26 protein-coding genes and 1 pseudogene are annotated in these 25,156 nt (G+C 55.8%); 12 read left to right on the top strand and 15 right to left on the bottom strand.

All coding sequences use genetic code 11. The features are described from left to right. Positions 1-121 precede the first annotated feature (121 nt). The 4 genes from QWT68_RS15235 (at position 122) to QWT68_RS15220 (ending at position 3,919) form a co-directional block, all read left to right on the top strand. Positions 122-1,480: a copper amine oxidase gene (locus tag QWT68_RS15235; protein WP_290148832.1), complete on the top strand. Its 1,359-nt coding sequence runs from the start codon at positions 122-124 to the stop codon at positions 1,478-1,480. A 52-nt stretch (positions 1,481-1,532) separates the two neighbouring features. Then, positions 1,533-2,171, top strand: coding sequence for a class F sortase (locus tag QWT68_RS15230; RefSeq protein ID WP_290148831.1), 639 nt, complete (start codon positions 1,533-1,535; stop codon positions 2,169-2,171). 52 nt (positions 2,172-2,223) lie between these two features. Beyond that, positions 2,224-3,156: a catalase gene (locus QWT68_RS15225; RefSeq protein WP_290148830.1), complete on the top strand. Its 933-nt coding sequence runs from the start codon at positions 2,224-2,226 to the stop codon at positions 3,154-3,156. A 337-nt stretch (positions 3,157-3,493) separates the two neighbouring features. Then, positions 3,494-3,919: a YugN family protein gene (locus QWT68_RS15220; protein WP_290148829.1), complete on the top strand. Its 426-nt coding sequence runs from the start codon at positions 3,494-3,496 to the stop codon at positions 3,917-3,919. Between the two features lie 54 nt (positions 3,920-3,973). On the opposite strand, the gene QWT68_RS15215 is transcribed toward QWT68_RS15220, so the two are convergent. Then, positions 3,974-4,435, bottom strand: a complete 462-nt coding sequence (locus QWT68_RS15215) for a helix-turn-helix transcriptional regulator (RefSeq protein WP_290148828.1) — start codon at positions 4,433-4,435, stop codon at positions 3,974-3,976. Between the two features lie 133 nt (positions 4,436-4,568). Between QWT68_RS15215 and QWT68_RS15210 the strand changes: the two genes are divergently transcribed. After that, positions 4,569-5,147 (top strand): YdcF family protein, encoded by a 579-nt coding sequence (locus QWT68_RS15210; RefSeq protein WP_290148827.1) that lies wholly within the window; start codon positions 4,569-4,571, stop codon positions 5,145-5,147. A gap of 46 nt (positions 5,148-5,193) precedes the next feature. Here QWT68_RS15210 and QWT68_RS15205 read toward each other — a convergent pair whose 3' ends face one another. Further along, positions 5,194-5,631, bottom strand: coding sequence for a GatB/YqeY domain-containing protein (locus tag QWT68_RS15205; protein WP_040285012.1), 438 nt, complete (start codon positions 5,629-5,631; stop codon positions 5,194-5,196). Positions 5,632-5,772: 141 nt separating this feature from the next. Beyond that, a complete protein-coding gene (locus QWT68_RS15200; RefSeq protein ID WP_290148826.1) occupies positions 5,773-6,006 on the bottom strand; it encodes a YkuS family protein in 234 nt (77 codons plus the stop codon). 186 nt (positions 6,007-6,192) lie between these two features. Between QWT68_RS15200 and QWT68_RS15195 the strand changes: the two genes are divergently transcribed. Next, entirely contained in the window at positions 6,193-7,011 is an 819-nt protein-coding gene (locus QWT68_RS15195) for a hypothetical protein (RefSeq protein ID WP_040285014.1), read from the top strand. A gap of 81 nt (positions 7,012-7,092) precedes the next feature. Here QWT68_RS15195 and QWT68_RS15190 read toward each other — a convergent pair whose 3' ends face one another. The 4 genes from QWT68_RS15190 to tatA all read right to left on the bottom strand — a co-directional run bounded on the left by QWT68_RS15190 (position 7,093) and on the right by tatA (position 10,854). Further along, positions 7,093-7,548 (bottom strand): GNAT family N-acetyltransferase, encoded by a 456-nt coding sequence (locus QWT68_RS15190; RefSeq protein ID WP_040285153.1) that lies wholly within the window; start codon positions 7,546-7,548, stop codon positions 7,093-7,095. Positions 7,549-7,616: 68 nt separating this feature from the next. Beyond that, complete coding sequence (locus tag QWT68_RS15185; protein ID WP_290148825.1) at positions 7,617-9,560, bottom strand: FUSC family protein; 1,944 nt, start codon at positions 9,558-9,560, stop codon at positions 7,617-7,619. A gap of 182 nt (positions 9,561-9,742) precedes the next feature. After that, positions 9,743-10,648 (bottom strand): twin-arginine translocase subunit TatC, encoded by a 906-nt coding sequence (gene tatC / locus QWT68_RS15180; RefSeq protein WP_290148824.1) that lies wholly within the window; start codon positions 10,646-10,648, stop codon positions 9,743-9,745. 8 nt (positions 10,649-10,656) lie between these two features. After that, complete coding sequence (tatA, locus tag QWT68_RS15175; protein ID WP_040285155.1) at positions 10,657-10,854, bottom strand: twin-arginine translocase TatA/TatE family subunit; 198 nt, start codon at positions 10,852-10,854, stop codon at positions 10,657-10,659. Positions 10,855-11,281: 427 nt separating this feature from the next. Here tatA and QWT68_RS15170 point away from each other — a divergent pair, with 427 nt between their 5' ends. From QWT68_RS15170 to QWT68_RS15160, 3 genes are read left to right on the top strand one after another with little or no spacing between them, the layout of a single operon-like run. After that, positions 11,282-12,031 carry a DeoR/GlpR family DNA-binding transcription regulator gene (locus QWT68_RS15170; protein WP_290148823.1) on the top strand — a complete coding sequence of 250 codons (750 nt, stop codon included), beginning with the start codon at positions 11,282-11,284 and terminating at the stop codon, positions 12,029-12,031. Continuing rightward, complete coding sequence (gene pfkB / locus QWT68_RS15165; protein WP_290148822.1) at positions 12,028-12,957, top strand: 1-phosphofructokinase; 930 nt, start codon at positions 12,028-12,030, stop codon at positions 12,955-12,957. The genes QWT68_RS15170 and pfkB overlap by 4 nt, the downstream gene beginning before the upstream one ends. Then, a complete protein-coding gene (locus tag QWT68_RS15160; protein WP_040285019.1) occupies positions 12,954-14,849 on the top strand; it encodes a PTS fructose transporter subunit IIABC in 1,896 nt (631 codons plus the stop codon). Before pfkB ends, QWT68_RS15160 begins: the two co-directional genes overlap by 4 nt. Positions 14,850-14,916: 67 nt before the next feature. Here QWT68_RS15160 and QWT68_RS15155 read toward each other — a convergent pair whose 3' ends face one another. Together QWT68_RS15155 and QWT68_RS15150 are read right to left on the bottom strand one after the other, a co-directional pair. After that, positions 14,917-15,618 (bottom strand): SDR family oxidoreductase, encoded by a 702-nt coding sequence (locus QWT68_RS15155; protein ID WP_040285020.1) that lies wholly within the window; start codon positions 15,616-15,618, stop codon positions 14,917-14,919. Between the two features lie 95 nt (positions 15,619-15,713). Beyond that, positions 15,714-15,893, bottom strand: coding sequence for a hypothetical protein (locus QWT68_RS15150; protein WP_290148821.1), 180 nt, complete (start codon positions 15,891-15,893; stop codon positions 15,714-15,716). Positions 15,894-16,206: 313 nt separating this feature from the next. Between QWT68_RS15150 and QWT68_RS15145 the strand changes: the two genes are divergently transcribed. Together QWT68_RS15145 and QWT68_RS15140 are read left to right on the top strand one after the other, a co-directional pair. Continuing rightward, positions 16,207-17,439: an MFS transporter gene (locus QWT68_RS15145; protein WP_040285021.1), complete on the top strand. Its 1,233-nt coding sequence runs from the start codon at positions 16,207-16,209 to the stop codon at positions 17,437-17,439. A gap of 100 nt (positions 17,440-17,539) precedes the next feature. Next, positions 17,540-18,985 (top strand): annotated as a pseudogene (locus QWT68_RS15140) (Na+/H+ antiporter NhaC family protein). A gap of 45 nt (positions 18,986-19,030) precedes the next feature. Here the strand turns inward: QWT68_RS15140 and speB are convergent. From speB to metK, 5 genes are read right to left on the bottom strand one after another with little or no spacing between them, the layout of a single operon-like run. Further along, a complete protein-coding gene (speB, locus tag QWT68_RS15135) occupies positions 19,031-19,891 on the bottom strand; it encodes an agmatinase (RefSeq protein ID WP_040285022.1) in 861 nt (286 codons plus the stop codon). Next, entirely contained in the window at positions 19,881-20,735 is an 855-nt protein-coding gene (gene speE / locus QWT68_RS15130) for a polyamine aminopropyltransferase (protein ID WP_040285023.1), read from the bottom strand. Before speE ends, speB begins: the two co-directional genes overlap by 11 nt. Continuing rightward, a complete protein-coding gene (gene speD, locus QWT68_RS15125; protein WP_179860721.1) occupies positions 20,732-21,166 on the bottom strand; it encodes an adenosylmethionine decarboxylase in 435 nt (144 codons plus the stop codon). Before speD ends, speE begins: the two co-directional genes overlap by 4 nt. Further along, positions 21,163-22,659: an aminotransferase class I/II-fold pyridoxal phosphate-dependent enzyme gene (locus tag QWT68_RS15120; protein WP_290148820.1), complete on the bottom strand. Its 1,497-nt coding sequence runs from the start codon at positions 22,657-22,659 to the stop codon at positions 21,163-21,165. The genes speD and QWT68_RS15120 overlap by 4 nt, the downstream gene beginning before the upstream one ends. Continuing rightward, positions 22,659-23,840: a methionine adenosyltransferase gene (metK, locus tag QWT68_RS15115; RefSeq protein WP_290148819.1), complete on the bottom strand. Its 1,182-nt coding sequence runs from the start codon at positions 23,838-23,840 to the stop codon at positions 22,659-22,661. The genes QWT68_RS15120 and metK overlap by 1 nt, the downstream gene beginning before the upstream one ends. Positions 23,841-24,268: 428 nt before the next feature. Here metK and QWT68_RS15110 point away from each other — a divergent pair, with 428 nt between their 5' ends. Continuing rightward, positions 24,269-24,709, top strand: a complete 441-nt coding sequence (locus tag QWT68_RS15110; protein WP_040285025.1) for a hypothetical protein — start codon at positions 24,269-24,271, stop codon at positions 24,707-24,709. On the opposite strand, the gene QWT68_RS15105 is transcribed toward QWT68_RS15110, so the two are convergent. Beyond that, on the bottom strand, positions 24,699-25,142 hold the full coding sequence (locus tag QWT68_RS15105) for a small multi-drug export protein (RefSeq protein ID WP_040285026.1): 444 nt from the start codon (positions 25,140-25,142) through the stop codon (positions 24,699-24,701). The genes QWT68_RS15110 and QWT68_RS15105 overlap by 11 nt on opposite strands. Positions 25,143-25,156: the final 14 nt, after the last annotated feature.

The following is a 25,156-nucleotide window of genomic DNA, read 5'->3' as shown; positions in this document are numbered from 1 at the left end:
TACTCCGAAAGCCGCCGATACTGGCGGTTTTTTTATTTCTCCGAAGTTTTCCCGCACAAAAGTGATCCATCTGCAGATCCCTCCCGTTAGCTGTATACAAAACAGAAAAGGAGAGATTACGATGAACTACAAAAAACTAGCAGCAATTCCATTGAGTGTTTCCCTCCTGCTTCCTATGGGAGCTGTCGCAAGTGCAGCGGACCACGGCCATGGTGAGGCGCCGATGAGCGTCTCCAACAAAGCGACTGACCTGAGAGCGGCACTGGACTCGATTTTGTCGGAACACGCCTACCTTGCAATTGTGGCGATGCAGAAAGGCATTGACGGGGCGAAAGATTTTGACGCAGCCGCCGGGCAGCTGAACGAAAACACGGACGAACTGTCGGCCGCGATCGCTTCGGTCTACGGAGAGGAAGCCGGAATGCAGTTCAAGGAAATCTGGAGCAGTCATATCGGCTATTTTGTCGACTATGTGAAAGCGACGGCCGCAAACGACGAAGATGGCCGTAAGGAAGCCGTCAAGAACCTCGACGGCTACCGCGTGAAGAATGCCGAGTTCCTGTCCAAAGCGACAGAGAACCGCCTGAAAGCGTCCGACCTCGAGAAAGGACTGAAGATGCACGTCGATCAGCTGATCTGGGCATTCGATAATTACAATGCAGGTGACTTCGAGAAAACCTATGACGAAATCACGGAATCCATGATGCATATGTTCGAACCCGGCAAAGGGATTGCCTGGGCGATCACCGATCAGTTCCCGGACAAGTTCGACAATCAGTCCGTCGATACGCCCGCAGCTGATCTGCGCGAACAGCTGAATAACCAGTTCTCCACACATGCGGCTTTGGCAATTCTCGCCATGCAGAAAGGCATTGACGGAGCGAAAGATTTCGATGCGTCAGCTGCAGAGCTGAACGGCAACACCGAAGACCTGACAAAATCGATCGAGTCGGTCTACGGCAAAGAGGGCGCCCAGCAGTTCCATGAAATCTGGAGCAGTCACATCGGCTACTTCGTCGATTATGTCAAGGCGACTGCCGCGGATGATGAGGAAGGGCGCCAAAAAGCGGTCGCGAACCTCGACGACTACCGTATGAAGCAGGCCGCCATGCTGGAATCGGCGACAGAAGGGCGTCTGAAAGCAGCGGACCTCGAAGAAGGGCTCAAAGTGCACGTCGACCAGCTGCTGGCTGCATTCAACAAGTATCATGACGGTGACTATGAAGGCGCTTACGACGATATCCATGAAGCATACTCCCATATGTTCGGTGTAGGAACGATGATGACAGGCGCGATCGTCGATCAGTTCCCCGATAAATTCGCCGGCAATATGCCTGCCGATATGCCGAAAACGGGGCTCGGCGGCATGAGCCAGTCCGCCGACCATCAGACACCGATGTGGCTCGTCATCAGCCTGCTGCTGACAATAACGGCCGGTGCAGTCGTAATCCGCAAGGCAAACACAGCACGGAACGAGTAACCGGAGAGGGGGAAGATTCCCCTCTTTTTTGTTTCAGAAAGGAGTGAGTTACATGAAACAGCAGATTGTGCTTTCCGCTGTATTGGCAGGTGTGATCGCCGCAGGATGCAGTCAGCAGGAAGCTTCCGTCCCGGGCAAAACTTCCGCTGAAGCTCCAGCAGCGGATACCGGCAGCTCCCAGTCCGTCCCTGCGCCGAGTGCGGAAGGGAAACTGCTGAAGAAAGAAGACAGCGGGATCGTTCCTGCTTCGATTGAGATTCCTGAACTCGGCATCCGCACGGACATCGAATCGGTCGGCACCCTTCCGAATGGCCAGATGGGCGTCCCCCAGGATGTGAACCACGTCGGCTGGTTCGAACCCGGCACCCTGCCCGGCAGTCAGGGAAGCGCCGTCATGGCCGGCCATATCGACTCGCTGACCGGTCCTGCAATATTCTACAAGCTCAATAAGCTGAAACAGGGCGACGAGGTCATCGTGACTGGTGAAAACGGAGAACAGATGACCTTTTCAGTTACACGGTCGGAAACATATCCGAGGGATGCCGCACCCATCCAAGACATTTTCGGCTTCTCCTATGGCAGCCGGCTGAACCTGATCACCTGCATGGGGGAGTTCAACCGGAAAGCGAAAACCCATGAAGAACGGCTCGTCGTCTACACGGAACTCAAAGAGAACGGGCAGGCGGATTAAAAACAGCCGGCACGGGTATAGGTCAGCAATGAGGAAAAGGAGATGTCCCCCTATGCAATCCAACCGTGTTTCAAACACACCTTCCCCGCAGGAAGCTGTCACGATCATCGAGAACATCGCAGGCCGGTTCCCCGGTTTCCGACGGGCGCATGCAAAAGGGATCGGTTTACGTGCACAGTTCACCCCGAATGGAAATGCTGAACCGTTCACCCAGGCAGACTTTTTGAGTGGCGGGACGGTCGATGTCACTGTGCGGTTTTCACACAGTGCGCCCATGCCTGATCAGAAGGAGCGGTTCGTCCCCATCAAAGGGATGTCCGTGCAGTTCCCTCAGCCATCCGCCAGGCCGGTCTCACTTGTCATGGTGAATGCCCCGGTTTTCCCGACGAAGACACCGGAAGCTTTCATGCGGCTGATCCAGGTGCTCGGAATGAAGGAAATCCCGTTCAGGGAACGTCTCGAGCTGCTGCGGGAGGACACCGAACTGCATACCGTACCGGCCCTGCTGAAGAAACTGAAGACCCCATCCAGCTTTGCGCTGACACAGTTCTGGGCGCTGCATGCCTATATCCTGTCCACGGCAGGAGGAACCGGGCAGCCTGTCCGCTTCACGTGGGTCCCCGCGAGGACAGAGTGGTCGCTGCCCTTCTCCACCGGTGACATGGAACTCGAGCTGCTCGAACGCATGGCGGACGGCCCTGTCCGGTTCCGGCTGCTGATGACACTCGCTTCACCCGAGGATCCCACGGACGATCCGTCTGCAGTTTGGCCCGATGAACGTCCGGTCATCGATGTCGGCGTGCTGACACTTGGCGAAAAGCGCCAGGACAACGCCGAGGATCTCGTATTCGATCCGACAGCGGAAGCGCCCGGTTTCGGCTGCTCGGATGATCCGGTACTGAAATACCGCTCACCCGTCTACCAGGAATCCCTGCGACGGCGGCAATCGGAGCGGAATATCCGAAAACCGGAACAGCCGTTCTGACGGCTGTTCCGGTTTTCACGTGCGGCGGACCGATGACTTCCGTGGACCGATGACTACCGTGAACCCGGCAGTTTTTCCGGATTTCTTCTGCGCCAGGAAGATAAACACCGCTTTACCGACACTCGCGCACGAATTCCGCTGCACCAGGAAGATAAACACCGCTTAACCGACATTCGCACCCGTTTTCTTCTGCACCAAGAAGATAGACCTGCAGCCTGCGGTACTGCTCTTCCCCGGCCGGTCATACAATACCTCATAGGGCCTGCAGGGTTTCGGGTGAACTCTTTACGGGTACGGTAAGATTATTAAACTGTATTTGAGACTAGGAGGGATTCCCTTGATCGCTTTGAAAAGCAAAATCGAAGGAACAATGAGCATATTTGGAGATGCCCAGAAATTATTTAACGCAGAAGGTATGGAACTCGGCGGCGGCTGGGAATACGATCACGGCACATTTGATACCATTCTGTACAAGCGGAAGGAAATCACGATCTACTTGCGTGTGCCGTTCAAAGTGCTGCAAGGTGAACTGGATTCCAATAATGCTGTCATTCAATTCGGGACACCATTCCTCATCAAGCACGTCATGAATATCGGGCTAGACCAAGAAGAGAGTGCAACGATGACTGTCTCAGGTTTGGAGCAGTTCCAAGCGCCCAAAGACAAAGACGCGCCAATCGACCGCAAAGAGGAATTCGCCACGGAAGCCGGCAAAAAACTGGATCGGATCGTAGACGATGTCACGTTCGCCACGGTCGGCTAATCGGTTACATAGCAAAACTGCCCTCTCCGTCGCTTGGAGAAGGCAGTTTTTTTGTCAGGCTCCTTGATTTTTCAGCAGTTCCCGGAAGCGTTCAAGCGCCTCCTCCTCGTCAAACGTACTGAACCAGACATAATCGTCTGCGTCCAGAATGCGGTAATGCTGGCTGATCAGATTTTGCTGGATCCGGTATTGCCCCTCCTGCTCGATCCCCCGCCACCATACTTTTCCGCCGAGCGTCTTGCCTTTCGGGCGGTCCAGCCCGTTATGGGCAACCGTACGGACGACTTCCAGCGGCGCGTCCCCCAAAAGTAACTGGATGATCTCGCTGTCCGAAAACAGAGCGATCATCGCCACGACTGTTGTCCAGCTTGCAAGCGTCCGTTCCTTCTCGATTTGGACGAGCGTTTTTTTCGACATCCCCAGGACGGCGGCCATTGTCTCCTGTGAATAGCCTGCTTCGGTCCTGATGAGCAGTGTCCTGCGGGAAATCTGCTCGATGATCTGTTCTTGATTCATAGCTCCACCTCGCTATGTGTAATTTTACACGATACCGGCCTGTTAATCAAAATTCGGCAACTTCCTTCATCAGACAGCGTCTTGTAATGAACTGCAGCAGAATGGCATACCTTAGAGGAACGGGGCGTTTAACATGTCAAAGGGGAAATGGATTATGGTGGTCGGCTGTGCGGGTGTTCTGGTGCTTGCAGCCTGCTGGTTCAGTACGGGGTACACCATGAAGAAAGCGGTACGGAATGCAGCGGATGGGAGCAGCGCCTACGCAATCATCCTCGGGGCGAAAGTGAACGGGACTGTTCCATCCAAGTCGCTGCAGTACCGTCTGGAGGCTGCCTTCGACTATGCAGAAAAGCATCCTGGAGTCATTTTGGTCCTGTCAGGCGGGCAGGGGCCGGATGAGGGTGTCAGTGAAGGCGCCGCCATGCGGGACTACTTAGTGACCCGCGGGCTTCCGGAGGAGCGTCTGCTCGTCGAGGACCAGTCCACGTCCACATATGAGAATCTCGTGAATTCCAAACGGCTTCTGCCGGCCGGCCAGTCGAAGGTGACGCTGATCACGAGCGATTATCATGTTGCGCGTGCCGGGATACTCGCCAAGAGGATCGGACTGGATTGGGACGCCGTGCCTGCCGAAACCCCCCAGTCTGTCAAAGTGAAAACCGGCATACGCGAGCGGCTCGCTCTGCTGAAGACATGGGTCGCCGGGAAATGAAAAACGCAGCAAGCGCTCTTCCGCGCCCCGCTGCGTTTTTTGGCATTCAGCTGTTCAAATATTCCTTGACCGCCTGCGAAACGACTTTTCCTTCTGCCCGGCCTGCTGCCGCCTTCATGACAGTCCCTACTGCCTGCCCCATCGGCGTCTCTTTCGTTATGCCGAGCGTTGGGATAAGCTCCTTGACTTCTTCAGCTGACAGCTGTTTCGGCAAGTAGTTCTCGATGACAGTGATTTTCTCTTTCTCCGCTGCGATAATATCTTCGCGGCCTGCTTTCTCCCCTTCTTCGAGCGACTGTTTTGTCTGCTTCAGTTCGCGCTGGACGACTTTCAGTTCCTCTTCTTCCGTCAATTCCCGCTGGAGTGTCAGCTCCTGGTTTTGAATCCCGGCGCGCAGAAGGTTGATGACACCTTTCTTGACGGTGTCCTTTTCTTTCATCGCTGTCTTCATGTCAGCCAGCAATTGTGTTTTCAACTCCGACATACGGATCCCTCATTTCACTAGTGTCGTTCCACTCCAGTATACCGAATCCGTCCGGCCTGTTGCACGGACAATGTCCGATGTACTGCCGGCTGCAGCAAAAAGCACAGTCTCCGGAGAGACTGTGCTTCGTATGTTCACTTATCAGCGTGCGAGGCGCTTTTCAGCGTCTGCCACAATATCGTCCACGGAATTCCCTTCGATACTGATTACCGGGAAATCGTACTGGTCGACGTTGACATCGCTCAGTGCGCGGACAACTCCAAGATCGTAGCCGCTCAGTTTTTCGTCGGATTCACACATTGTCACTGTGTGCCCTTTTTCCTCAAGCGCTTTCTTCACATCGTCAAACGGTTTTTCCACTGCAATTTTAGCCATTGCCTGATTCCTCCTTAGAACTAATCATTATCTTATCGTCATAGTACTGTCTTTCCCTTCCGGCAGCGAACTAAACCTGTTTCCTACGTACCAGGAAGCCAGTGTAAAAATTGTGTCCTTGTGAACAGGTTCACACCTCGTCCGTAAGGGTATCCATTGACTAAGTATGTGAAGGAAGTGATTAGTATGTTCGGTTTAGCAGATCTCGGTGCATTGGTAATCTCCGCATTCATCATCATGCCGGTTGTCATCTTCATCCGTGAATGCGGCTATTTGCTGATCACTCTGTTTTTAGGGGTCCGCAATCCGCGTCTGACAGTCGGGGCTGGCCCCCGTCTGATCCAATTCGGCATTTTTGATATCCGGAAATATTATCATTTATACAGCTGGTTCTCATTCGATAAAATCAGAAATCCCAGCAATGCAAAATATATTATGATCTATGCGGCGCCCATCATTACAAATATGATAGTTGCTCTCGGACTAAATGCACTCATTGCAAATGGCTATATGGAAGATATGGCCCGATTCTGGAACCGGTTCATCTTCTATGCGTTTTTCTATGTGCTGTTCGATGCCATCCCGATGATCATGAATAACGGAAAACCGAACAACGGCATGATCATCTACGAATTGCTGCGATACGGCAAACGGGTCGATTACAACCGCGACAATCTGATTCCGAGCACCGAACAGATGGAAGAGGATTACGACCGGGAGATGAAAAAGATCGAGGAAGCCGAAGAGAAACTGGAACAGGAAGTTGAAGACGCCCCTGATCAGGCAGCTGCCGAAAAGCATGTCATCAAGAAATTGAGTAAGATGAGTGAGAAACGGACCGCTGCGCGGGAAGTCAAAGCGGAGGCGGAAAAGATGGAGGACGAGGCGGAACAGGAAGAAGAAGAACTGGATAAAACAGATCAAGGGAAAAACCAAGACCGCCATGAGGATGAAGATCATAAGGAAAACAAAGCAAGCGATGAGGATGCCGGCAGGCCAAACTGACAGCCTCTCCTCGCAGAAAAGCCCTGTACAACCCTGAGATATCTCAGGAGATGTACAGGGCTTTCCCTGTTTACAGAAGAATCAGCCGTTCCAATCCCGCCTCATAATATGCTCGCCGTTCACGTCACGCTCGTCCGTGAAACGGAAGCCGAGTTTCTCGTAGATGCCTATCGCCGGCGCATTATCCGGGTAGACGCTGAGATAGATCGGCTGTCCGCCGTACTCTTCCAGCACCCGTTCTGTCAGGAGGGCCATGAATGCCTTGCCATACCCTCTCCCCTGGTAGCGTTCGTCGATCAGAAGACGATCGATCCACAGTCTGCCATTCCGTCCTTCTCCTTCGAAGAAACCGTACATGGCGAAGCCGACGAGCACACCGCCTGCATACAGGCCCACCGGACGGAACTGCCGCCACGCCACCGCGTCTTCCAGACATTCATACGGTGTTTCGATGAACTCCTTCTGGGATTCCGCCACGTGGAGTGCCAGGATCTCCCGGTAGTTCTCTGCTGTTACGTCATGAATGTGCAGATCCATGACTTTCAACCCTTTCTGCTGCACGGCGCAGGCCTGCTGCGCTTTCGTGCGATCACACTTCCCTGACGTTACGCCTGCCGGCTGAGTTGCCAATCCAGGCGATCCGTCACAATGCGGTCAAACTTCGTCCCCAGTTCCATCAAGATACTGAGGATCACTTTGTTCTCCAGAACCGGTTCGGACAGAAGGCGCTGCCGGATCTGGTCTGTCATCTCCGCGAATGACTTGTGCTCCGACCACTTCTCTTGCATGCCGGCAAGGATCTCGGCTGCCTGCTCTGTCATATCCGGACGTATTCCGTGAAGCTCTTTCCACATCAGCAGCTCGTACATCGTATTGGCTGCAAGCCGACGCGGTGCGAACAGTTCATCCGGGGCTTCCTGGCCGGCCGTCTGCAGGTTGACACGCGCCCGCTCTTCGATCATCGTGCTGATGATCAGCAGGTTCTTCACACTGTGGCTGCCCGCCGCTGTCTGGCCGGCAACAGCGTCTTTGGCCTCCGCCAGCATGGAGGTCAGAGTATCCGTCGACATCTCCTCCAGATGGTCATTGGCATCCGTCAACTTATACGGGAAGACGAATCGGTTCACCAGAAGTGCGATACCGACACCCGCAAGCACCATCAGCAGCCGCTCCACCGTCAGGAACTGCGTCTCATTCGTGATGAGCGCCACCGAACCGATTGCCGAAAACGTCACGAGGATGGTGCTGTATCTGTACACTTTCACGTAACTCATCAAGTAGCCGGCCAGTAGCAGCAGACCGGTGCGTACCGGATTCGACGGAAAGAGGGTGAAGACGATCCAGACGAGGATCGCACCGACAATGGTCGCGAAGATCCGGTCCCTCATCTTCTTATGGGATTGTTCATAGAACGGGATGATGACGGACAGGACCGTAAACATCATCCACCGGCCTTCCGCCAGTTCGAAATAATCCATGAGGAAGCCTGAAATCGCGATCCCGGTCGCCATACGCACTGCATAGGACAGCTTCAGAGACGTCACATGGTTCGGTGCGGAACCGAGTGTCAGCTTCTTGAACTTCAGCGGTATCTCTTCGAACTTGCGGGTGATCTTCCGTATCTCGGGTGCCAGCTCCTCAAGGGCCAGCAGGCTGTCCGTCAAATAATCGACGTTATTCAGCAATCTCAGCTGGACGGAGGATTCCGGCGGATTGGAACGGTAGCTCTCCAGAATCTGCTCGGACTCCCGGCTTATGGCGGCTGCGTCGATCACCTTCCCTTCACTGTCCGCGATATGACTGAGCAGCGCACGGACATTCGCAACGACCCCGCCTGCATCATGCCGCGGTTCCAGAGAGTCGAGCAAGGTATCGATTTTCTCGAGGGCTGCTGAGATATTGAGGCGAAGGCGTCCTTCCTCGGTCAGATAGTAATCTTCCTCCCGCTGATCGTAAATCATGGAACGGAGGGAGCCGATCGATTTCCGGATGTTTTCGTTTTCATCATCCGCCGCTTCCCCTGCAATCTTTTTATCCATTTTCGAAATCAACGCCGTACAGATTGTCTTGACCAGCGGGTCGCTATTCTTCGTCAGCCGCTTCCGGTTTGCGAGCATCTGCAGCCCCATGATCGAGACAGCTCCTGCGACAAGAGCAACGAGTCGAAGCGGCAATTCGGATGCTGTCACCGGGATTGCCAGCAGGAACAGATACTGCAGCGAGAACGGCAAGTACAGCGGATTTTTCAGATTAAAGATCAGCGTGTAGCTGATGATGAACATCATGACGAAATGGATCGGCACAGCTGCCCATACCGAGAACCCCGCCGCGAACGCAGCGAGCCCCGTCAGCAAGTTGAGCCCTGCAAATTTCACGGTGTTGGCCACCGGATGGATGGTGAGGTCCCGTTCCAGCAGCATGAGCATCGCAGTGATCGTGGATACGCCGATCAGGATATTCTGCTGGCCGAAGAGCTGGCCGAACAGCAGGATATACGCCATGATCCCCCCAAATAGTAATGTGTCCCCAATGATTTTCTTTTTGTCCATCTGTGATTTCCTCTCCATCAATAGTTGAATGATGTACTGCCGCTTTGAATTTCAAACAGTAATTTTAACACTTAACTATCTAAAAGACGATGAGGGCTGCTCAATGTTCTTCAAAAAGGAGAAAAATTATTTCGATATCGTGACAGCATACAAAAAAACACTGAGCCAATAGCCCAGTGCGATTAAACAGCATCCGCTTCGGCAACCCGGCGCTCGGTCCGGGTGACGAGAAAGATACTGGCTTCATATAAGGCGATCATCGGTATGAGGATGATCAGCTGGCTGAAAAAGTCCGGCGGTGTGATCAGGGCTGACACGACGGCCAGTATGATGTACGACCATTTCCTGACCTTCTTCAATGTGCCTGATGTCAGAATACCGATGGCCGATAAGAACAGCGCGACGACCGGCAGTTCAAACAGCAGTCCGATCGGCATGGTGGTCATCAGGAGAAAGCGTGCGTATTCCTGTGCAGTTACCATGACATCGAAATTCATCTTCCCGAGGGTGATAAGAAAATTATAGCTGAGCGGATTGACGACAAAGTAACCGAACGCAAGGCCGCCTGCGAACAGCAGGAAGATGACCGGCGAGTACAAGCTCAGAAAACGGCTTTCTTTCTCCGTAAGGCCCGGTTTCACGAACTGCCAGAGGAAATGGCAGAGAAACGGCACCGACAGCCCAAAGGCGAGAGCCGCCGAGATAGTTGTGTAGAACGACACAACTTCCATCGGACTGAGCACGATCAGCTTATAGCCCCTTGTAACGTATGGGAACCATAAGTTGATGGTACTGAATGTGGCCACGAAGAACAGCAGGAATACGGCCACACTCTTAATGAGCTGCTTCCTGAGTTCCGTCAGATGCTCGACCAAATTCGACTCATCGTCGCCAGGCCCTTCCGGTGAACGATCCGGAGGGATGTTGGTCGGATAGCCATTCTCATCCGTATATGGGACGGCCGGAGTTTTCTGTTCCTGCTCGTCCAGCGCCTCAGATTTCAGCTCGGCAGTGATTTCCGCGTCCTTTTGGTTCAATTGATCCTCTGTGCTTGCCCGGTTATGAGTGTCCTCGTTTTTCGGCTTCATCGTATCACCTACTTCTCTGTTTCAGCGGGTTTCTTCACATCTGCCTTTTCATCATCATCCATGATATCTTTTGCGGATTTCTTGAACTCCGCAAGCGTCTTGCCGACTGCGGAACCGACTTCCGGCAATTTGCGGGGACCGAACAAAATCAGTACGATAACCAAGATAATAATGAGCCCGGGTACTCCGATTGCTGCTAAGTTCATCTTCTTCCTCCCCTTCCTGCTGCGCTTGGCCGGTCTGCCGGCAAGCAGCAAAGTTATTTATCCTTTACCCTGTTTTACAGGATGAACACACGCTGCCAAGATATTTATCATTCTTTTCCCGGCGGATCGGCACGGCTGCCGCTGTTCAGCAGTATGCCCGCCTGCACGCGCGTTCAGACACTCGGCACAGCACCAGCGGCCGCAAAATTCCAGCTGCATCGCCGATGTCGTTTCATGTCGAATGATTGGGCAATTTTATCAAACTTATCCGTTTGCGTCAATAACTATTTCGAAAAACGAACTAGTTTACCGGTAAAATAATTTGAATGTTTTTGAACGTTTTTGATCGCAAAAGATTGATTTCTGAACTTTCCATGGATATAATAGAGGCAGGATCAGCAGGTAACCCATGAAGGAGGGACCCGGAATGCTGGAACAGGAACGTCACAAAAAGATTTTGCAGCTCCTCGAGGAACGCCCGGTCATCCGCCTCCAGGAACTGATAGAGAATATCGGAGCGTCGGAATCGACCATCCGGCGGGATCTGATCGAGCTGGAGCACCGGAAGCGGCTGAAACGGGTGCATGGCGGTGCTTCACGTCTGCAAGGGAAACTGGCAGAATCATCGATGGCCGAGAAAACCTCCAAAAACCTTCAGGAAAAACAGAGCATCGGACGCCTTGCCGCTTCACTCGTACAGCCGGACGATACGATCTACCTGGACGCCGGCTCCACCGTCTATGAAATGATCCGTCATCTGCCGCCGGCCATCACCGTGGTGACCAACGGAATCACCCATCTGGACGCCTTGCTGGAGGCGGGCTGTAAGACGATTTTGACCGGCGGCACCGCTAAGCCGTCCACCAAGGCACTGATCGGCCGCGGAGCACTCTCTGCACTTGCCCGATACCGGTTCGATAAATGCTTCCTCGGCGTGAATGCTCTGCATCCGGAATATGGGCTGACCACGCCGGACGAAGAGGAAGCGGCCGTCAAGGAGATGGCGCTGTCGCTCTCCCGTGAAGCGTATGCACTTGCGGACCCTTCGAAATTCTTCGAAGTTTCGTTCGCCCGTTTTGCAGAACTGGATGAGGTGACGGTCCTGTCGACGCACGGCAGTCTGGAAACGCTGCAATCATTCCCGGAATCCCTGAAACGGATGGTGACTTCCCCATGATCTATACAGTGACACTCAATCCATCACTCGACTACCTGCTTTCATTCGATTCACTGGCTGCCGGCTCGCTGAACCGAGCGGCGGAAGCCCGATATCTGCCGGGCGGCAAAGGCATCAATGTCGCCCAAGTATTGACATCCCTCGGCGGTGATGCGACCGCTCTCGGTTTTACGGGCGGTTTCACAGGCCGGGAGCTTGAACGGCTGCTGGCCCACTCAGGTGTCCGTTCCGATTTCATCCACGTTGACGGGGACACACGCGTCAATGTCAAGATCCGCGCCGGACAGGAGACGGAAATCAATGCAGCCGGACCTGCAATCAGTAAGCTGCAGTTCCGGAAACTCGCCGATCAGGTGCGCGGCATGGCGGCCGGCGATGTGCTGGTGCTGTCAGGCAGCATCCCGGCTTCCCTGCCGGCGGACGCATACGAACAGCTTGCGGACATCTGCCGCACAGCCGGCTGCCGGTTCACTGTGGACGCTGAGGGCAGTGCTTTGCGGAAGACGCTGAAATACAGACCACTGCTCGTCAAACCGAACCATCACGAGCTTGCCGCGCTCATCGGGACGGCCATCCGGACGAAGGAAGAGGCAGCGCTCCATGCCCGGACGCTCATCGATGAAGGGGCTGAACAGGTGATCGTCTCGCTCGCCGGTGAAGGCGCCGTGTACGTCAGCGCCGAAGAGACATACCTTGCAAATGCGCCGGCCGGCCGGGTTCGCGGATCTGTCGGTGCAGGCGACTCGATGGTGGCCGGATTCCTCGCGGCCGCGACCGCCGGAAAGTCGGCTGCCGAAGCATTCCGTGCCGGCATTGCGGCAGGCAGTGCCACAGCATTCTCGGATCGACTTTGTACGGCGGAGGAAGCGGCCGCTCTCATACCGCGGATCACGGTCACCCAATTTGAAGGAGGGGACAGGAAATGAGGATTACAGAACTGCTGACAGCTGAGACGATTGAGCTCGATCTGAAAGGGACAGGAAAACAGGCGGTCATCGACGAACTGACCGGCGTGCTCGACCGGGCTGGTAAACTTGCCGATCCGGCCGCTTTCAAAGAGGCGATCCTGGCACGGGAAGCCCAGACGACCACCGGGATCGGAGATGGTGTCGCCATCCCGCATGCGAAGACGGCGGCCGTCCGGACACCGGCCATCGCTTTTGGGCGGTCGCTTGCCGGCGCGGATTATGAGTCATTGGATGGGCAGCCTGCACATCTGTTCTTCATGATCGCCGCGGAGGATGGCGCGAACCGCATGCATTTGAAAGCGCTCGCACGCCTGTCGACCGTCCTGATGAACGAGAAGGTGCGTGCCGAGCTCCTTTCAGCCGTTTCGAAAGACGAAGTGCTGGCGCTGATCGATGCGCATGATGAACCTGATGAGCAGCCGCAGGAACAGCCGGCAGCGGAAGTGCCTGCAGACAGCAGCAAACCGTTCGTCGTCGCTGTCACGGCCTGCCCGACCGGCATTGCGCATACGTATATGTCCGCCGATTCCCTGAAGAACAAAGCCGCAGAACTGGGTATCCCGTTCAAGGTGGAGACGAACGGCTCCGGCGGCGCGCAGAATATCCTGACTGCTGAAGAGATCGAGCGGGCAACCGCCGTCATCGTCGCGGCCGACACGAATGTCTCCATGGGCCGCTTCGCCGGGAAGCATGTCATCGAAGTTCCGGTCGCGGAAGGCATCCGCAAGCCGAAGGAGCTTCTCGAGCGGGCGGTGAAACAGGACGCTCCCGTCTATCGGCAGCAAGCCGGCGATGGTGAAGGAGCTGCTGAAGGTGCCGGGAAGAAAGGCATCGGGGCGACGATCTACAAGCATCTCATGAGCGGCGTGTCCAATATGCTGCCGTTCGTTATCGGCGGCGGGATCCTGATTGCGCTCGGCTTCCTGTTCGGTCCGAACTCGGCTGATCCGAATGATCCCACGTACAACTCGTTTGCAGCTGCGCTCAATACGATCGGCGGGGGCAATGCGTTCACCCTCATGATTCCGGTCTTGGCCGGGTTCATCGCGATGAGCATCGCGGATCGTCCCGGTTTCGCACCCGGCATGGTCGGCGGACTGATGGCTGCGACTAGCAATGCCGGCTTCCTTGGCGGCATCATTGCAGGTTTCCTCGGCGGGTACCTCGTCGTCGGGCTGAAGAAGTGGCTCGCGCCGATGCCGGCTTCCCTGAACGGCATCAAGACGATCCTGCTCTATCCGCTGCTCGGTATCGCGATCACCGGCCTGATCATGCATTACGTCGTCAATACCCCGTTCAGTGCCTTGAACACGGCAATCTCCGCATGGCTGACGGGTCTTGGCACAGGCAATGCCGTCCTGCTCGGCGTCGTCCTCGGCCTCATGATGGCAATCGACATGGGCGGGCCCATCAACAAAGCGGCCTACCTGTTCGGTACCGGACTGATTGCAAGCGGTGTGTATGAGCCGATGGCGGCCATCATGGCCGGCGGGATGGTACCGCCGCTCGCCATCGCGATTTCGACGACGGTGTTCCGGCGCAAGTATTCCCAGCAGCAGCGGGAAGCCGGGAAAGTGAACTACATCATGGGACTGTCGTTCATCACCGAAGGGGCAATCCCGTTCGCTGCTGCCGATCCGCTCCGTGTCATCCCGTGTGTCATGGCAGGCGCCGGAATCGCAGGCGGCCTGTCGATGGCGTTCAATATCGGACTGCAGGCACCGCATGGCGGCGTGTTCGTCTTCCCGCTTGTCGACGGCAGCTGGATGCTCTACCTCCTGTCGGTAATTATCGGTGCGGTTGTCTCGGCTGTTCTGCTCGGCCTGGTGAAAAAACCGGTACCTGCTTAAAGAATAGGAAAACCCGCATATCCCGGAGTGACGGGGCATGCGGGTTTTCGTGATGGATCGGGCGCCGTCAGACGGGCCGAATCGTGATTTCATTCACATTGACATAATCGGGCTGTGTGACGGCGTACACGACCGCCTTTGCAATATCCGCGGTCTGCAGCTTCTTCCGCTCGCCCCAGTCGTATTGCTCACCAAGCCGTGTGTCGACCATACCCGGCGAGATGTTGGTGACACGGACGCCGGTTTTCGCGAGCTCCTTCTCCAGTCCCATCGAGATGGCCCGCACAGCGAACTTCGTCGCGCTGTACACGGTGCTCGTCTTGGTCACTTCGGTTCCGGATACGGAGGCGATATTGATGATGTGGCCGCTGCCTTTTGCGAGCATCGCGGGCAGGACAGCATTGACGCCGTACAGCACGCCTTTGACATTGACGTCGATCATCTGCTCCCACTCGTCTGTTTTGCCCGAACGGACCGTGCCTTCGAGCACCTGGCCGGCATTGTTAACATAAAAGTCGACCCCTCCGAACCGGTCCGCCGCCTCGGCGGCAAGCGCTTCGACTTCGTCCCGGCTCGCGACATCCGTCTTCACGGCATGGACGGATCCGCCCGCTTGCACGAGCTGTTCAGCGATCGCCATCAATTTGTCCTCACTGCGCGCAGCGATCACGACGTTCGCCCCTTGTGCGGCGAGCTCCCGGGCAATCCCTTCCCCGATCCCGCCGCTCGCCCCGGTGACGATGGCGGTCTTCCCTGTCAGTTGTTTCATGGAACTCCACTCCTTTCCGTCGTTGTGGAGAGTGTATCATAGTGCGGCGGATGACAGGGGCGCTCCTGCTTGCGGGGGGGGGGGGGGGGGGGCATTCAGGACTGCGGCTGCCGGGCGGTATCGGACGTTTCGTGTGAAGTATCGGACATTTGGCTGGAGATATCGGACAAACGCGCATGGATATCGGACACTTCAGCGCCGTTATCGGACACTTCGCCGAATTTATCGGCATCCGGACACAATTTCCCGCGCTCGCTGGATGCCAGAAAACTCAAACTTACAGGAGTTCAAGAAAAAACAGTTGTGCTCCGGCAATCCGTCTGGTAGGATGAAAACAATTAAATTGCTCCTTTAACACGGTCCAGAGAGGCCGGAAAGGGAATCGGACTGCGAGACAGGATCACCCTGTTCTCTATATTTTGCTGTAGTCTGCCCTGACCGTCCTCTGTCGACGGTCAGGGCTTTTTTTCGTGCACGTGCGGCACTCTTTTAACCCGCGTCCCGTGAGACGCAGAAAGAGGATGGCCATCGCAGGCAGCTGCGGTTCCATTCTTCTGGATATCCCATAACAGGAAGGCGGAACCCCACATGAATTATCAAAAGAAAACAGTTGTCGCTTCAGTCGCCGGTCTCACCCTCGAAGGCATGGATATCATGTTCATCTCATTCGCGATGACGATGATCATCGCGGACTTCGGCATCGACTTCGCCACCGGCGGACTCATCTCCTCTGTCACCAATATCGGCATGCTGCTCGGCGGCGTCGTCTTCGGCATTCTGGCCGACAAATTCGGCCGTGTGAAAGTGTTCACGTACAGCATCCTGCTGTTCGCCCTCGGCACAGCACTGACCGGTCTCGCCACGAACATTGAACAGATCTACATCTACCGCTTCATCGCCGGGCTTGGCGCCGGTGGTGAGTATGGTATCGGCATGGCGCTCGTCGCGGAAGCATGGCCGAAGAACAAACAGGGCCGTGCGTCCTCCTATGTCAGCGTCGGCGCGCAATACGGCGTCATCCTGGCTGCTCTGCTGAGCGCACTCATTCTGCCGGCATTCGGCTGGCGTGCATTGTTCTTCGTCGGGATCATCCCGGTCATCTTCGCATTCTTCGTACGCCGCAACCTGAAGGAGTCGCCGGAATGGCTCGCCGCGCAGAAAATGAAAAAAGCGCAAACGAAAAAGGACGCAGGAAAATTGCGCCTGCTCGTCGCCTCTCCGCGGATCGCCTTTACCACCATCGCGCTCGCCGTCATGGCAACCGTACAGATCGCCGGCTACAACGGCCTCATGATCTGGCTGCCGTCCATGCTGCAGCAGTCGCAGGGTCTGTCCGTCTCCAGCTCCGCCATCTGGACGATCAGCACGGCCGTCGGAATGATCGCCGGCATGCTGACGTTCGGGCAGATCATGGATCGGCTTGGCGCGAAGAAGGCATACGGCATCTTCCTGCTCGCGTCTGCCGCTGCCGTCTTCCTGTACAGCTTCGCTGCCGGCGCAGCGGGTGTCCTGATCGGCGGTGCCATCGTCGGATTCTTCTCAAACGGCATGTTCGCAGGCTACGGGGCGCTCATCAGCAGCTTCTACCCTGTTGAAATCCGTACGACCGCAACAAACACGATTTTCAACTTCGGCCGGGCAGCAGGCGGATTGTCGCCGATCCTCGTCGGCTACATCCTTCAGCACTACAGCATGACTGTCGCAATGGTCTACCTGGCGATCCTGTTCCTTGTCTCATTCGGCTTCATGCTGACGTTGTCGCACAAAGCCAGCGCCAAATCACCGGTCGCCGCACCGGCTGCTGTTGCAGAAGTAAACTGAATCGAATTGTCAAAGACCGGCCTCTGCTGCCAAGGGGCCGGTCTTTTTTTGCGATGTCCTGTCAGAATACTTGTTTAAATCTGAGAGAATAGGGAAAATAATGAGAGTTTTTATAATATTGTCCTACAGACAGGGAGAAAGGCAGGAACTGCTATTGGGGATCTTATCAATCATTCCGCCAGTCATCGCCGTCACGCTGGCGTTCGTGACGCGCAATACGATTTTGGCATTGGCCGCCGCCTGTGTGATCGGGGTGCTGCTGAACGGGGACGGGCTACTCGGCTTTCCGGACCTCATGAAAACGTCGCTGGGCAACGAAGACTTTGCCTGGATTTTTTTGTTGGAGCTGTTCATCGGTGTTCTGATCGCGTTCTTCCAGCGCACTGGTGCCATCGACAGTTTCGCGAAACTTGCGGAGCGCCGGAAGATGACGCGGAAGAAGGTGGAAATGAGTACGTGGGGAATGGGGATGTTCGTGTTCTTCAGCGACTCCTTCAGTCCTGTTTTTGTCGGTACGACTATGCGCAAGATCACGGATCGGGCCAGGATCTCGCGCGAAAAGCTTGCCTACATATGTGACTCGACGTCCGCTCCGATGGCCGTCATCGTCCCGTTCACCGGCTGGGCGGTTTTCATCGCCGGGCTCCTGATGAGCATGGGACCGATCGACAGTGAAGTCGCTGCGATGTCCGTCTTCACCAAGTCCATCCCGTTCAACTTCTATGCCATTCTCTCTATCCTCATGGTCGGACTCATCGCTTCCGGCATCCTGAAAGACTTCGGTCCGATGAAAACCGCAGAGGAGCGTGCCATGAAAGAAGGCAAAGTCATCCGCGACGGATCCAAGCCGATTGTTTCCAAAGAGTTGACAGATATCCGGCCGTTTTCCAAAGATCGCACACTCAGCATTTTCTGGAACTTCTTCCTGCCCGTCATCATCATCGTCGGCATTGCGATGGGTACGTTCTTCGCCCTCGGCACGACAAAGACGATGGAAGCGTTCCTTGCTGCCATCGTCGTGCTCGGCTTCGTCATGCGGATCCAGGGCATCCCGACATCCGACATCATGGATACCGCCATCAGCGGCATCAAAGGGATCATGCCGGCTGTCATGATCCTCATCTTCGCCTACACCATCAACGCGCTGAGCGAGCAGATGGGCACAGCGGAATACCTGGTCAGCATTTCCGAATCGTGGCTGAGCCCGGGACTGCTGCCGGTGCTGACTTTCCTGCTGGCCGGTCTGATCTCATTCTCGACAGGGTCTTCTTGGGGAACGTACGACATCTGAATTCCGATCGCCGTCCCGGTCGCCATCCAGTTCGCGGGCGGCGACATCACGACACTCGTCCTTGCGACGGTCGCTGCTGTCGCAGGCGGTGGCGTCTTCGGAGACCATTGCTCGCCGCTGTCCGATACGACCATCCTGGCCTCCACAGGCGCGGCGGTCGATCACATCGACCACGTGCGGACGCAGATCCCATATTGCCTTGTTGTGGGCGGGATCGGCGCACTCATCTACCTGGGTATGGGCCTCTTTTTGTAAATGAAAACCCGCACACCGGAAGCCGGCTGTGCGGGTTTTTTTGTGTCAGTCACATAAGGTCAGGAGCATCTCGCGGATCGTCTTACAGGCAGCGGCCGTCGAAGCCCCCGACGGATCGTACTGCGGGGACAGCTCGACTACGTCTGCTGCGACAATGTTCGATAAGCCCTGCAGCTCGCCGATCGCCGTCAGCAGCTCACGGAATGTGATGCCGCCGGGTTCCGGCGTTCCGGTGCCCGGGAAGGTGCCCGGGTCGAGCACGTCGAGATCGATCGTCACATAGACCGGTTTGCCGCGCAGTTCATCGACCATCTCCGCAAGCGTATCTAGCGTGAACTTCTCGAGATGGGTGTGTTCCTTTGCCCACTCGAACTCGCTCTTCATGCCCGACCGGATGCCGAACTGGAAGATCCGGCCGTCGCCGAGGAAATCATGGCAGCGGCGGATGACAGAGGCGTGCGACAGCGGTTCGCCCATGTAGTCATCCCGCAGGTCGGTATGCGCGTCGATGTGGATGACGTGCAGATCCGGGTACCGCTCATACGCCGCCCGGATCGCCGGCAGGCTCACGAGATGCTCGCCGCCGATCATCAGGAACTTCTTGCCGTCCGCGAGCACGTCGCGGCTGTATTCTCCGATCGTCTTGAGTACGCGTTCCGTGTTGCCGAACGGCAGCTCGAGATCACCGCCGTCGAACACACGGACATTGTCGAGGTCTTTATCCAAATACGGCGAGTACGTCTCGAGCCCGTAGGAATCCGGACGGATCGCCTGCCCGGCGAACCGGGTGCCCGGCCGGAAACTGACCGTCCCGTCGAATGGCGAACCGAACAGTACGACGTCCGCCTCGGCATACGGCGTCTCGCAGCCGATGAAGGCATTCGTACACAGCTCTTTATTCGTCATGGTCGAGCGCCTCCCGCACATAACTCGGCAGGGCGAACGCACCGGAATGGAGGTCCGTATTGTAATACTTCGTCTTCAGTCCGAGTGCGTTCCAGGCGTCTTTCTCCGCATCCTTCAGCGGATCGAGCGCTTTCGATGCGAACCCGAACAGCCAGTGGCCAGATGGATAGGTCGGCATATGGTATTGATAGACACGGGCGACCGGGAAGATGTCTTTGATCTTCCTCCGGGCTTTCTTCATGTTGTCTGCGTACTCTGCGAAATACGGGGACTCATGCTGGTTGATGAGGATCCCTTTGTCGTTCAGCACCCGGTAGCATTCCTGGTAGAACGCCGTCGTGAAAAGCCCTTCACCGACCGATACGGGATCCGTCGAGTCGACGAGGATAAGATCGAATGACGCATCCGGCGCATTTTGGACATAGGCGAGCCCGTCGCCGAATGCGAGTTCCATGCGCGGATCCTCCTCCACACCGGCAGCCGTCACGGGCAGGTATTCTTGGCAGAGCCGGAAGACGCGCTCATCGATTTCCGCAAGTACGACCCGTTCGACCCCAGGGTAGCGGAGCACTTCACGTGCCGTTCCGCCATCCCCGCCGCCGATGACGAGGACATTCTTAATGGAGGGATTTGTCGCAAATGCCGGATGGACGATCATATCGTGATAGATGAATTCATCTTTTTCATTGACCATCATGAGACCGTCTAGTGTGAAAAAGGTGCCGAAATCGTCCCCTTCATAGAAGTCGATCTGCTGGAACGGCGATTTTTCACTGTGCAGCTGTTTGTGGTAGCCGATGGAGAACTTGCAGTCATCGCTCCACTGCTCGGTATACCAGTTCATCCGTTGACACCCGCCAACGCCGGCTTCACAGTGACTTCCTCGATATCCCGCTCTGCGAACTGCTTGATTTTCTCGACCATCCCCCGCGGCACTTCGAATGATTCCGTCTTCGTCGCCTGCAGTTTCTGTTCCAGGTATTCCGCCGCTTTCCACGGGCTCACGGAGTCGCCGCATGTATAGACATCAACCGATGCAAAGCCGTATTCCGGCCATGTGTGGATTGTCAGGTGGGATTCCGCGATGATGACTGCGCCTGAGACACCGTATGGATTGAAGTGATGGAACACTGACTCCACGATTGTCGCACCGGAGTAATCCGCCGCTTCCTTCATGAACTGCTCAATCACTTTGTTATTCTCGATAATCTCACTCGGGCATCCATAATACTCGATCAATACGTGGCGGCCAAGCGCCGATAATTCCAAACTCATTGTTCGGTTCCCCCTTTAACGACAGTCACGCTGCCGGCTGTTTTCGCACCGGATAATACGGCACCCGTGGCTTGTTCGTAGTAGCTGTACTGCTGCATCACGTCATGTGTGATCCGTTCTCCCGGGATGACCAATGGGATCCCCGGCGGGTAGATCATCAGCGTATCGGCACTGATCCGGCCGACCGCTTCCTTTATATGAACTGTTTCGTGCTGTGCGTAGAAAGCATCCCGCGGGGACATCGCAAGGGCCGGTGCCGTTTCTGCAACCGTCCAGTCCGAGCGGAGCACATACTCCGTCCGGTCCTCGCGTTCAATCTCCTGCAGCGCCGCGACGAGACGGCTGATGGAAGCCTCGGTATTGGCAGCCGTGAGGACCGCCATGACCACATAGCCTTCCGCGAGCTCCATCTGTATGCCGTACCGTCGTTTCAATAGTGAGTAAACTTCAAAACCGGTAAGCCCGAGGCCGTTCACCCGGATGACGAGCTTCGTCCAGTCGTGGGACTGGCCGAACCGGCTTTCCGTGTCCGCGCAGCCGAGCACTTCATAACGGCCGCCCGCTTCGATCGCGTTCACTGCCGCTTCCGCAATCGGCTGAAGCCGGTGGAATTGTCCGCTGCCGTGCAGCGCCAGTTCCCTTCTGGCTGCGTCAAGTGAACTCATGAGCAGATAGCTCGCACTCGTCGACTGCAGCATGCCGGTCACTTTCTGCACCCGCTCCGCCGGGATGCGCGCACCCTGCTGCAGCAGCAGCGAGCTCTGTGTCAGCGACCCGCCTGTTTTGTGCATGCTGGCAGTCACCAGATCGGCTCCTGCTTCGATCGGATCCATCAGACCGTCCACGAAACGCAGATGCGCTCCATGTGCCGCGTCGACGAGCACCGCAACGCCTGCCGCATGGGCAAGCCGGCAGATCGCGGCCAAGTCCGTCATGGAGCCGAAGTACGTCGGGTAGGTGATCAGCAGTGCTGCCGCCTCCGGATTTCCGGCAAGCGCAGCGGCCACACTTTCAACAGAAACGCCATGTGAAATGCCGAAGTGTCTGTCCACTTCCGGCTGCATGAACACAGGGACAGCGCCGCTCAGGATGATGCCATCCATAACGGATTTGTGCGCGTTGCGCGGAACGATCAGCGTCTCGCCCGGCTTACAGGCAGCGAGGATCATTGCGTGGATTCCCGTTGTCGTACCGTTCACGAGGAAGAATGCATGGTCCGCACCAAATGCCTCCGCCGCGAGCTGCTGTGCGTCCCGGATCACAGATTTCGGATGGCTCAGCAAGTCGAGTTCCGGCATGGAGTTGACGTCGAGTTTCAGCGCCTGTTCCCCGATCGCCTGCCGGAACGGCGTGTCCTGCGCCCCCATCTTATGGCCGGGCACGTCAAACGGCACAGCACCGGAGCGGGCATACGCCGTCAATGCCTCCAACAAGGGTGCGTCCTGCTGCGTGATACACGGCCGTCCCTTGACAGTCTCTTGGACGGATGTCATCAGCACCCGGCTCCGACTGCACCGAAGACCGATTGCATCAGTGCTTCCGCCTTGTCCTTACGCTCCCAAGGCAGATCGAGTTCCGTGCGTCCGAAATGGCCGTAAGCCGCCGTCGCCTGATAACGCGGTGTCCGGAGATCGAGCATGTTGATGATGCCTGCAGGCGTCAGATTGAAGACTTCCCGCACCGCACGCAGCAGTTCCGCATCCGGCGCTTTGCCTGTACCGAACGTATCGATTGCGATGCTGATCGGCTCACTCACGCCGATTGCATACGACAGCTGGATCTCACACTTGTTCGCAAGTCCTGCCGCTACGATATTTTTCGCGACATAGCGCGCCGCATAGGCCGCTGATCGGTCGACTTTCGTGCAGTCTTTCCCGGAGAATGCACCGCCGCCGTGGCGTGCTGCCCCGCCGTATGTGTCAACGATGATCTTGCGTCCTGTCAAGCCTGCATCCCCGTGAGGGCCTCCCGTGACAAACCGTCCTGTCGGATTGATGAGGACACGGTACTCACCACTCAAACCGAACTCAGCCACTGTCTGTCCGATGATCTCCTCTTTCACATAGGCTTCGAATGCTTCCTTGTCGAAGTCCCCGTCGTGCTGGATGGACATGAGGATCGTATGGATTTTCGGCGTTTCTTTCGCTGTGTAGTCAATCGTCACTTGGGATTTCATATCCGGACGCGCCCAGCGGAACTGGCCGTTCTTCCGGAGGACCGATGCTTTTCTGACGAGCGCATGCGCCAGTTCGATTGCAAGCGGCATACTGCTGTCCGTCTCGTCCGTAGCGAACCCGAACATGATGCCCTGGTCGCCCGCTCCGATTTCCTTCGTGTCGCTGGACGTGTCGACCCCCATCGCGATGTCCGGTGACTGCGTGTGCACGAGCACCTGCACATTGCATGAACTGCCGTCGATGCCGAGTTCGTCATTTGTATAACCGATGTCCAGCAGTGTGCGCCGGGAAATCCCTTCTATATCCAAAACGGCGTTCGTCGTGATTTCCCCGCCGACGATGACCGTGTTTGTCGTTGTGAACACTTCGCAGGCCACCCGTGAAAACGGATCTTGTGCAAGCGCCGCATCCAGTACCGCATCTGAGATCTGGTCTGCAATTTTGTCAGGATGCCCTTCCGACACCGACTCCGATGTAAATAAAATCTGTTCAGCCATTGTTATCCGCTCCTTACAAAAAATGTGTTTTGGAGCACAAAAAAAGCTCTCCCTACAACCTAAGGAAAGCTTCGATCTGCATCAGCTGCTTATCCTCTTATTGTTCACAGCCCTTTAACGGAACTGCGCTCAGGTTGGGCGCCCTGCCCGGCGTTTCCGGACAGATTTGCCACCGCATCGTCGACCCCTCGTCTCCGCGGCTACTAATAAGAATGACTTTATTTATGCTGAAAACAATGGTAAACGATTATTTTTTCAATGTCAATCGATTTACGAAATTAATTTCTCTCTTTTTCTTCAAATGGGTTTCTTACTGAAAACATTCACTCGCCTTTCACCCTGCATGGCTCGTATGGACATTGTCCTCCCTGATTGCTAGACTGGGAAAAGCGATTTGCAGACTATATGAAAAAGGGGATATTTCCGTTATGAAGCTCATTTTGATGATTTCCGCATTCCCGCTGACCATCGTGATTGTCGGGATTGCAGGAATCATTTTGTACAAAAAGACATTGCGCCAAAAAGGCTGGTTCAATGGCCTGGCGCTGCAATTCGAGTCCACCGGCTGCCCGCATAAGAAGACGATCCCTTATGCCGAAACATCCGGTCTGTCCTTCAAGCGGAGGGAACGCCGCACGGAGAAAACCGTGTTCAATAAGTACGAGGTCACGAAAGAAGTGACCTTTCGGCTCCGCTGCGAGGAGTGCGGGAAAAAGCGGAATTTCCATATGATCGAACCACCTGAAACGAAAGCGTATGAAAAACACCGGATGATCTATATTTTCGGTACGTTCGCCGCTATCTTCGTTATTTACGGTGTCCTCGTTGCACCGATTCTGACATTCATCACAAAAGTCTTCAATCTTTGACGAAAAAGGAAAATCCCATCGCTGTCGCGATTCCGAAAACAAGTGACCAGAACGCGATGCTGGCCGCCATCCAGAGAATCGTCTTCCGCTTGGACGCGCCGAACAGCAAGGCGAAAAAAGCCGCTATATGCGTACCGATCAGAATCGGCCCAGCGAGCGAAAGTCCTGCCACCCCGTATTTGTCCATGATCTTCCGGCCGCGCAGCTGCCGTTTGGATGGGCCGTCCCCTTCTTCCCCTTTCCGGCGTCTGTACCACTGTTCGATCCGCTGATACAGCAGGATCAGCAGCAGCACCGTGAGCAGGTTCCCTGCAAACGCGAGCAGAATCACCCAGAACGGCGACAAGCCACGGATGATGCCCGCCGGGATGACGATCGCAATCTCGAGCGCCGGCACCGCCGCACCGAGAAAGACCAGTATGTATTCGAGCATGACAGTTCCTCCTA

The organism is Sporosarcina trichiuri, from assembly GCF_030406775.1.
Taxonomy (GTDB): domain Bacteria; phylum Bacillota; class Bacilli; order Bacillales_A; family Planococcaceae; genus Sporosarcina; species Sporosarcina trichiuri.
This window is presented reverse-complemented; position numbering and strand designations above follow the sequence as displayed.

Excerpts from the sequence above, each read along its gene's own strand:
- QWT68_RS15235 (WP_290148832.1), top strand. The coding sequence starts at position 122 with ATGAACTACAAAAAACTAGCAGCAATTCCATTGAGTGTTTCCCTCCTG.
- QWT68_RS15160 (WP_040285019.1), top strand. The coding sequence starts at position 12,954 with ATGAGGATTACAGAACTGCTGACAGCTGAGACGATTGAGCTCGATCTG.
- QWT68_RS15205 (WP_040285012.1), bottom strand. The coding sequence starts at position 5,631 with ATGTCGGAGTTGAAAACACAATTGCTGGCTGACATGAAGACAGCGATG.
- QWT68_RS15195 (WP_040285014.1), top strand. The coding sequence starts at position 6,193 with ATGTTCGGTTTAGCAGATCTCGGTGCATTGGTAATCTCCGCATTCATC.
- tatC (WP_290148824.1), bottom strand. The coding sequence starts at position 10,648 with ATGAAGCCGAAAAACGAGGACACTCATAACCGGGCAAGCACAGAGGAT.
- speE (WP_040285023.1), bottom strand. The coding sequence starts at position 20,735 with ATGAACTGGTATACCGAGCAGTGGAGCGATGACTGCAAGTTCTCCATC.
- QWT68_RS15225 (WP_290148830.1), top strand. The coding sequence starts at position 2,224 with ATGCAATCCAACCGTGTTTCAAACACACCTTCCCCGCAGGAAGCTGTC.
- QWT68_RS15145 (WP_040285021.1), top strand. The coding sequence starts at position 16,207 with ATGAATTATCAAAAGAAAACAGTTGTCGCTTCAGTCGCCGGTCTCACC.
- QWT68_RS15105 (WP_040285026.1), bottom strand. The coding sequence starts at position 25,142 with ATGCTCGAATACATACTGGTCTTTCTCGGTGCGGCGGTGCCGGCGCTC.
- QWT68_RS15185 (WP_290148825.1), bottom strand. The coding sequence starts at position 9,560 with ATGGACAAAAAGAAAATCATTGGGGACACATTACTATTTGGGGGGATC.
- pfkB (WP_290148822.1), top strand. The coding sequence starts at position 12,028 with ATGATCTATACAGTGACACTCAATCCATCACTCGACTACCTGCTTTCA.
- QWT68_RS15230 (WP_290148831.1), top strand. The coding sequence starts at position 1,533 with ATGAAACAGCAGATTGTGCTTTCCGCTGTATTGGCAGGTGTGATCGCC.
- QWT68_RS15120 (WP_290148820.1), bottom strand. The coding sequence starts at position 22,659 with ATGACATCCGTCCAAGAGACTGTCAAGGGACGGCCGTGTATCACGCAG.
- QWT68_RS15200 (WP_290148826.1), bottom strand. The coding sequence starts at position 6,006 with ATGGCTAAAATTGCAGTGGAAAAACCGTTTGACGATGTGAAGAAAGCG.
- QWT68_RS15155 (WP_040285020.1), bottom strand. The coding sequence starts at position 15,618 with ATGAAACAACTGACAGGGAAGACCGCCATCGTCACCGGGGCGAGCGGC.
- metK (WP_290148819.1), bottom strand. The coding sequence starts at position 23,840 with ATGGCTGAACAGATTTTATTTACATCGGAGTCGGTGTCGGAAGGGCAT.
- QWT68_RS15215 (WP_290148828.1), bottom strand. The coding sequence starts at position 4,435 with ATGAATCAAGAACAGATCATCGAGCAGATTTCCCGCAGGACACTGCTC.
- QWT68_RS15110 (WP_040285025.1), top strand. The coding sequence starts at position 24,269 with ATGAAGCTCATTTTGATGATTTCCGCATTCCCGCTGACCATCGTGATT.
- speB (WP_040285022.1), bottom strand. The coding sequence starts at position 19,891 with ATGACGAATAAAGAGCTGTGTACGAATGCCTTCATCGGCTGCGAGACG.
- QWT68_RS15170 (WP_290148823.1), top strand. The coding sequence starts at position 11,282 with ATGCTGGAACAGGAACGTCACAAAAAGATTTTGCAGCTCCTCGAGGAA.
- QWT68_RS15210 (WP_290148827.1), top strand. The coding sequence starts at position 4,569 with ATGTCAAAGGGGAAATGGATTATGGTGGTCGGCTGTGCGGGTGTTCTG.
- QWT68_RS15190 (WP_040285153.1), bottom strand. The coding sequence starts at position 7,548 with ATGGATCTGCACATTCATGACGTAACAGCAGAGAACTACCGGGAGATC.
- tatA (WP_040285155.1), bottom strand. The coding sequence starts at position 10,854 with ATGAACTTAGCAGCAATCGGAGTACCCGGGCTCATTATTATCTTGGTT.
- speD (WP_179860721.1), bottom strand. The coding sequence starts at position 21,166 with ATGAGTTTGGAATTATCGGCGCTTGGCCGCCACGTATTGATCGAGTAT.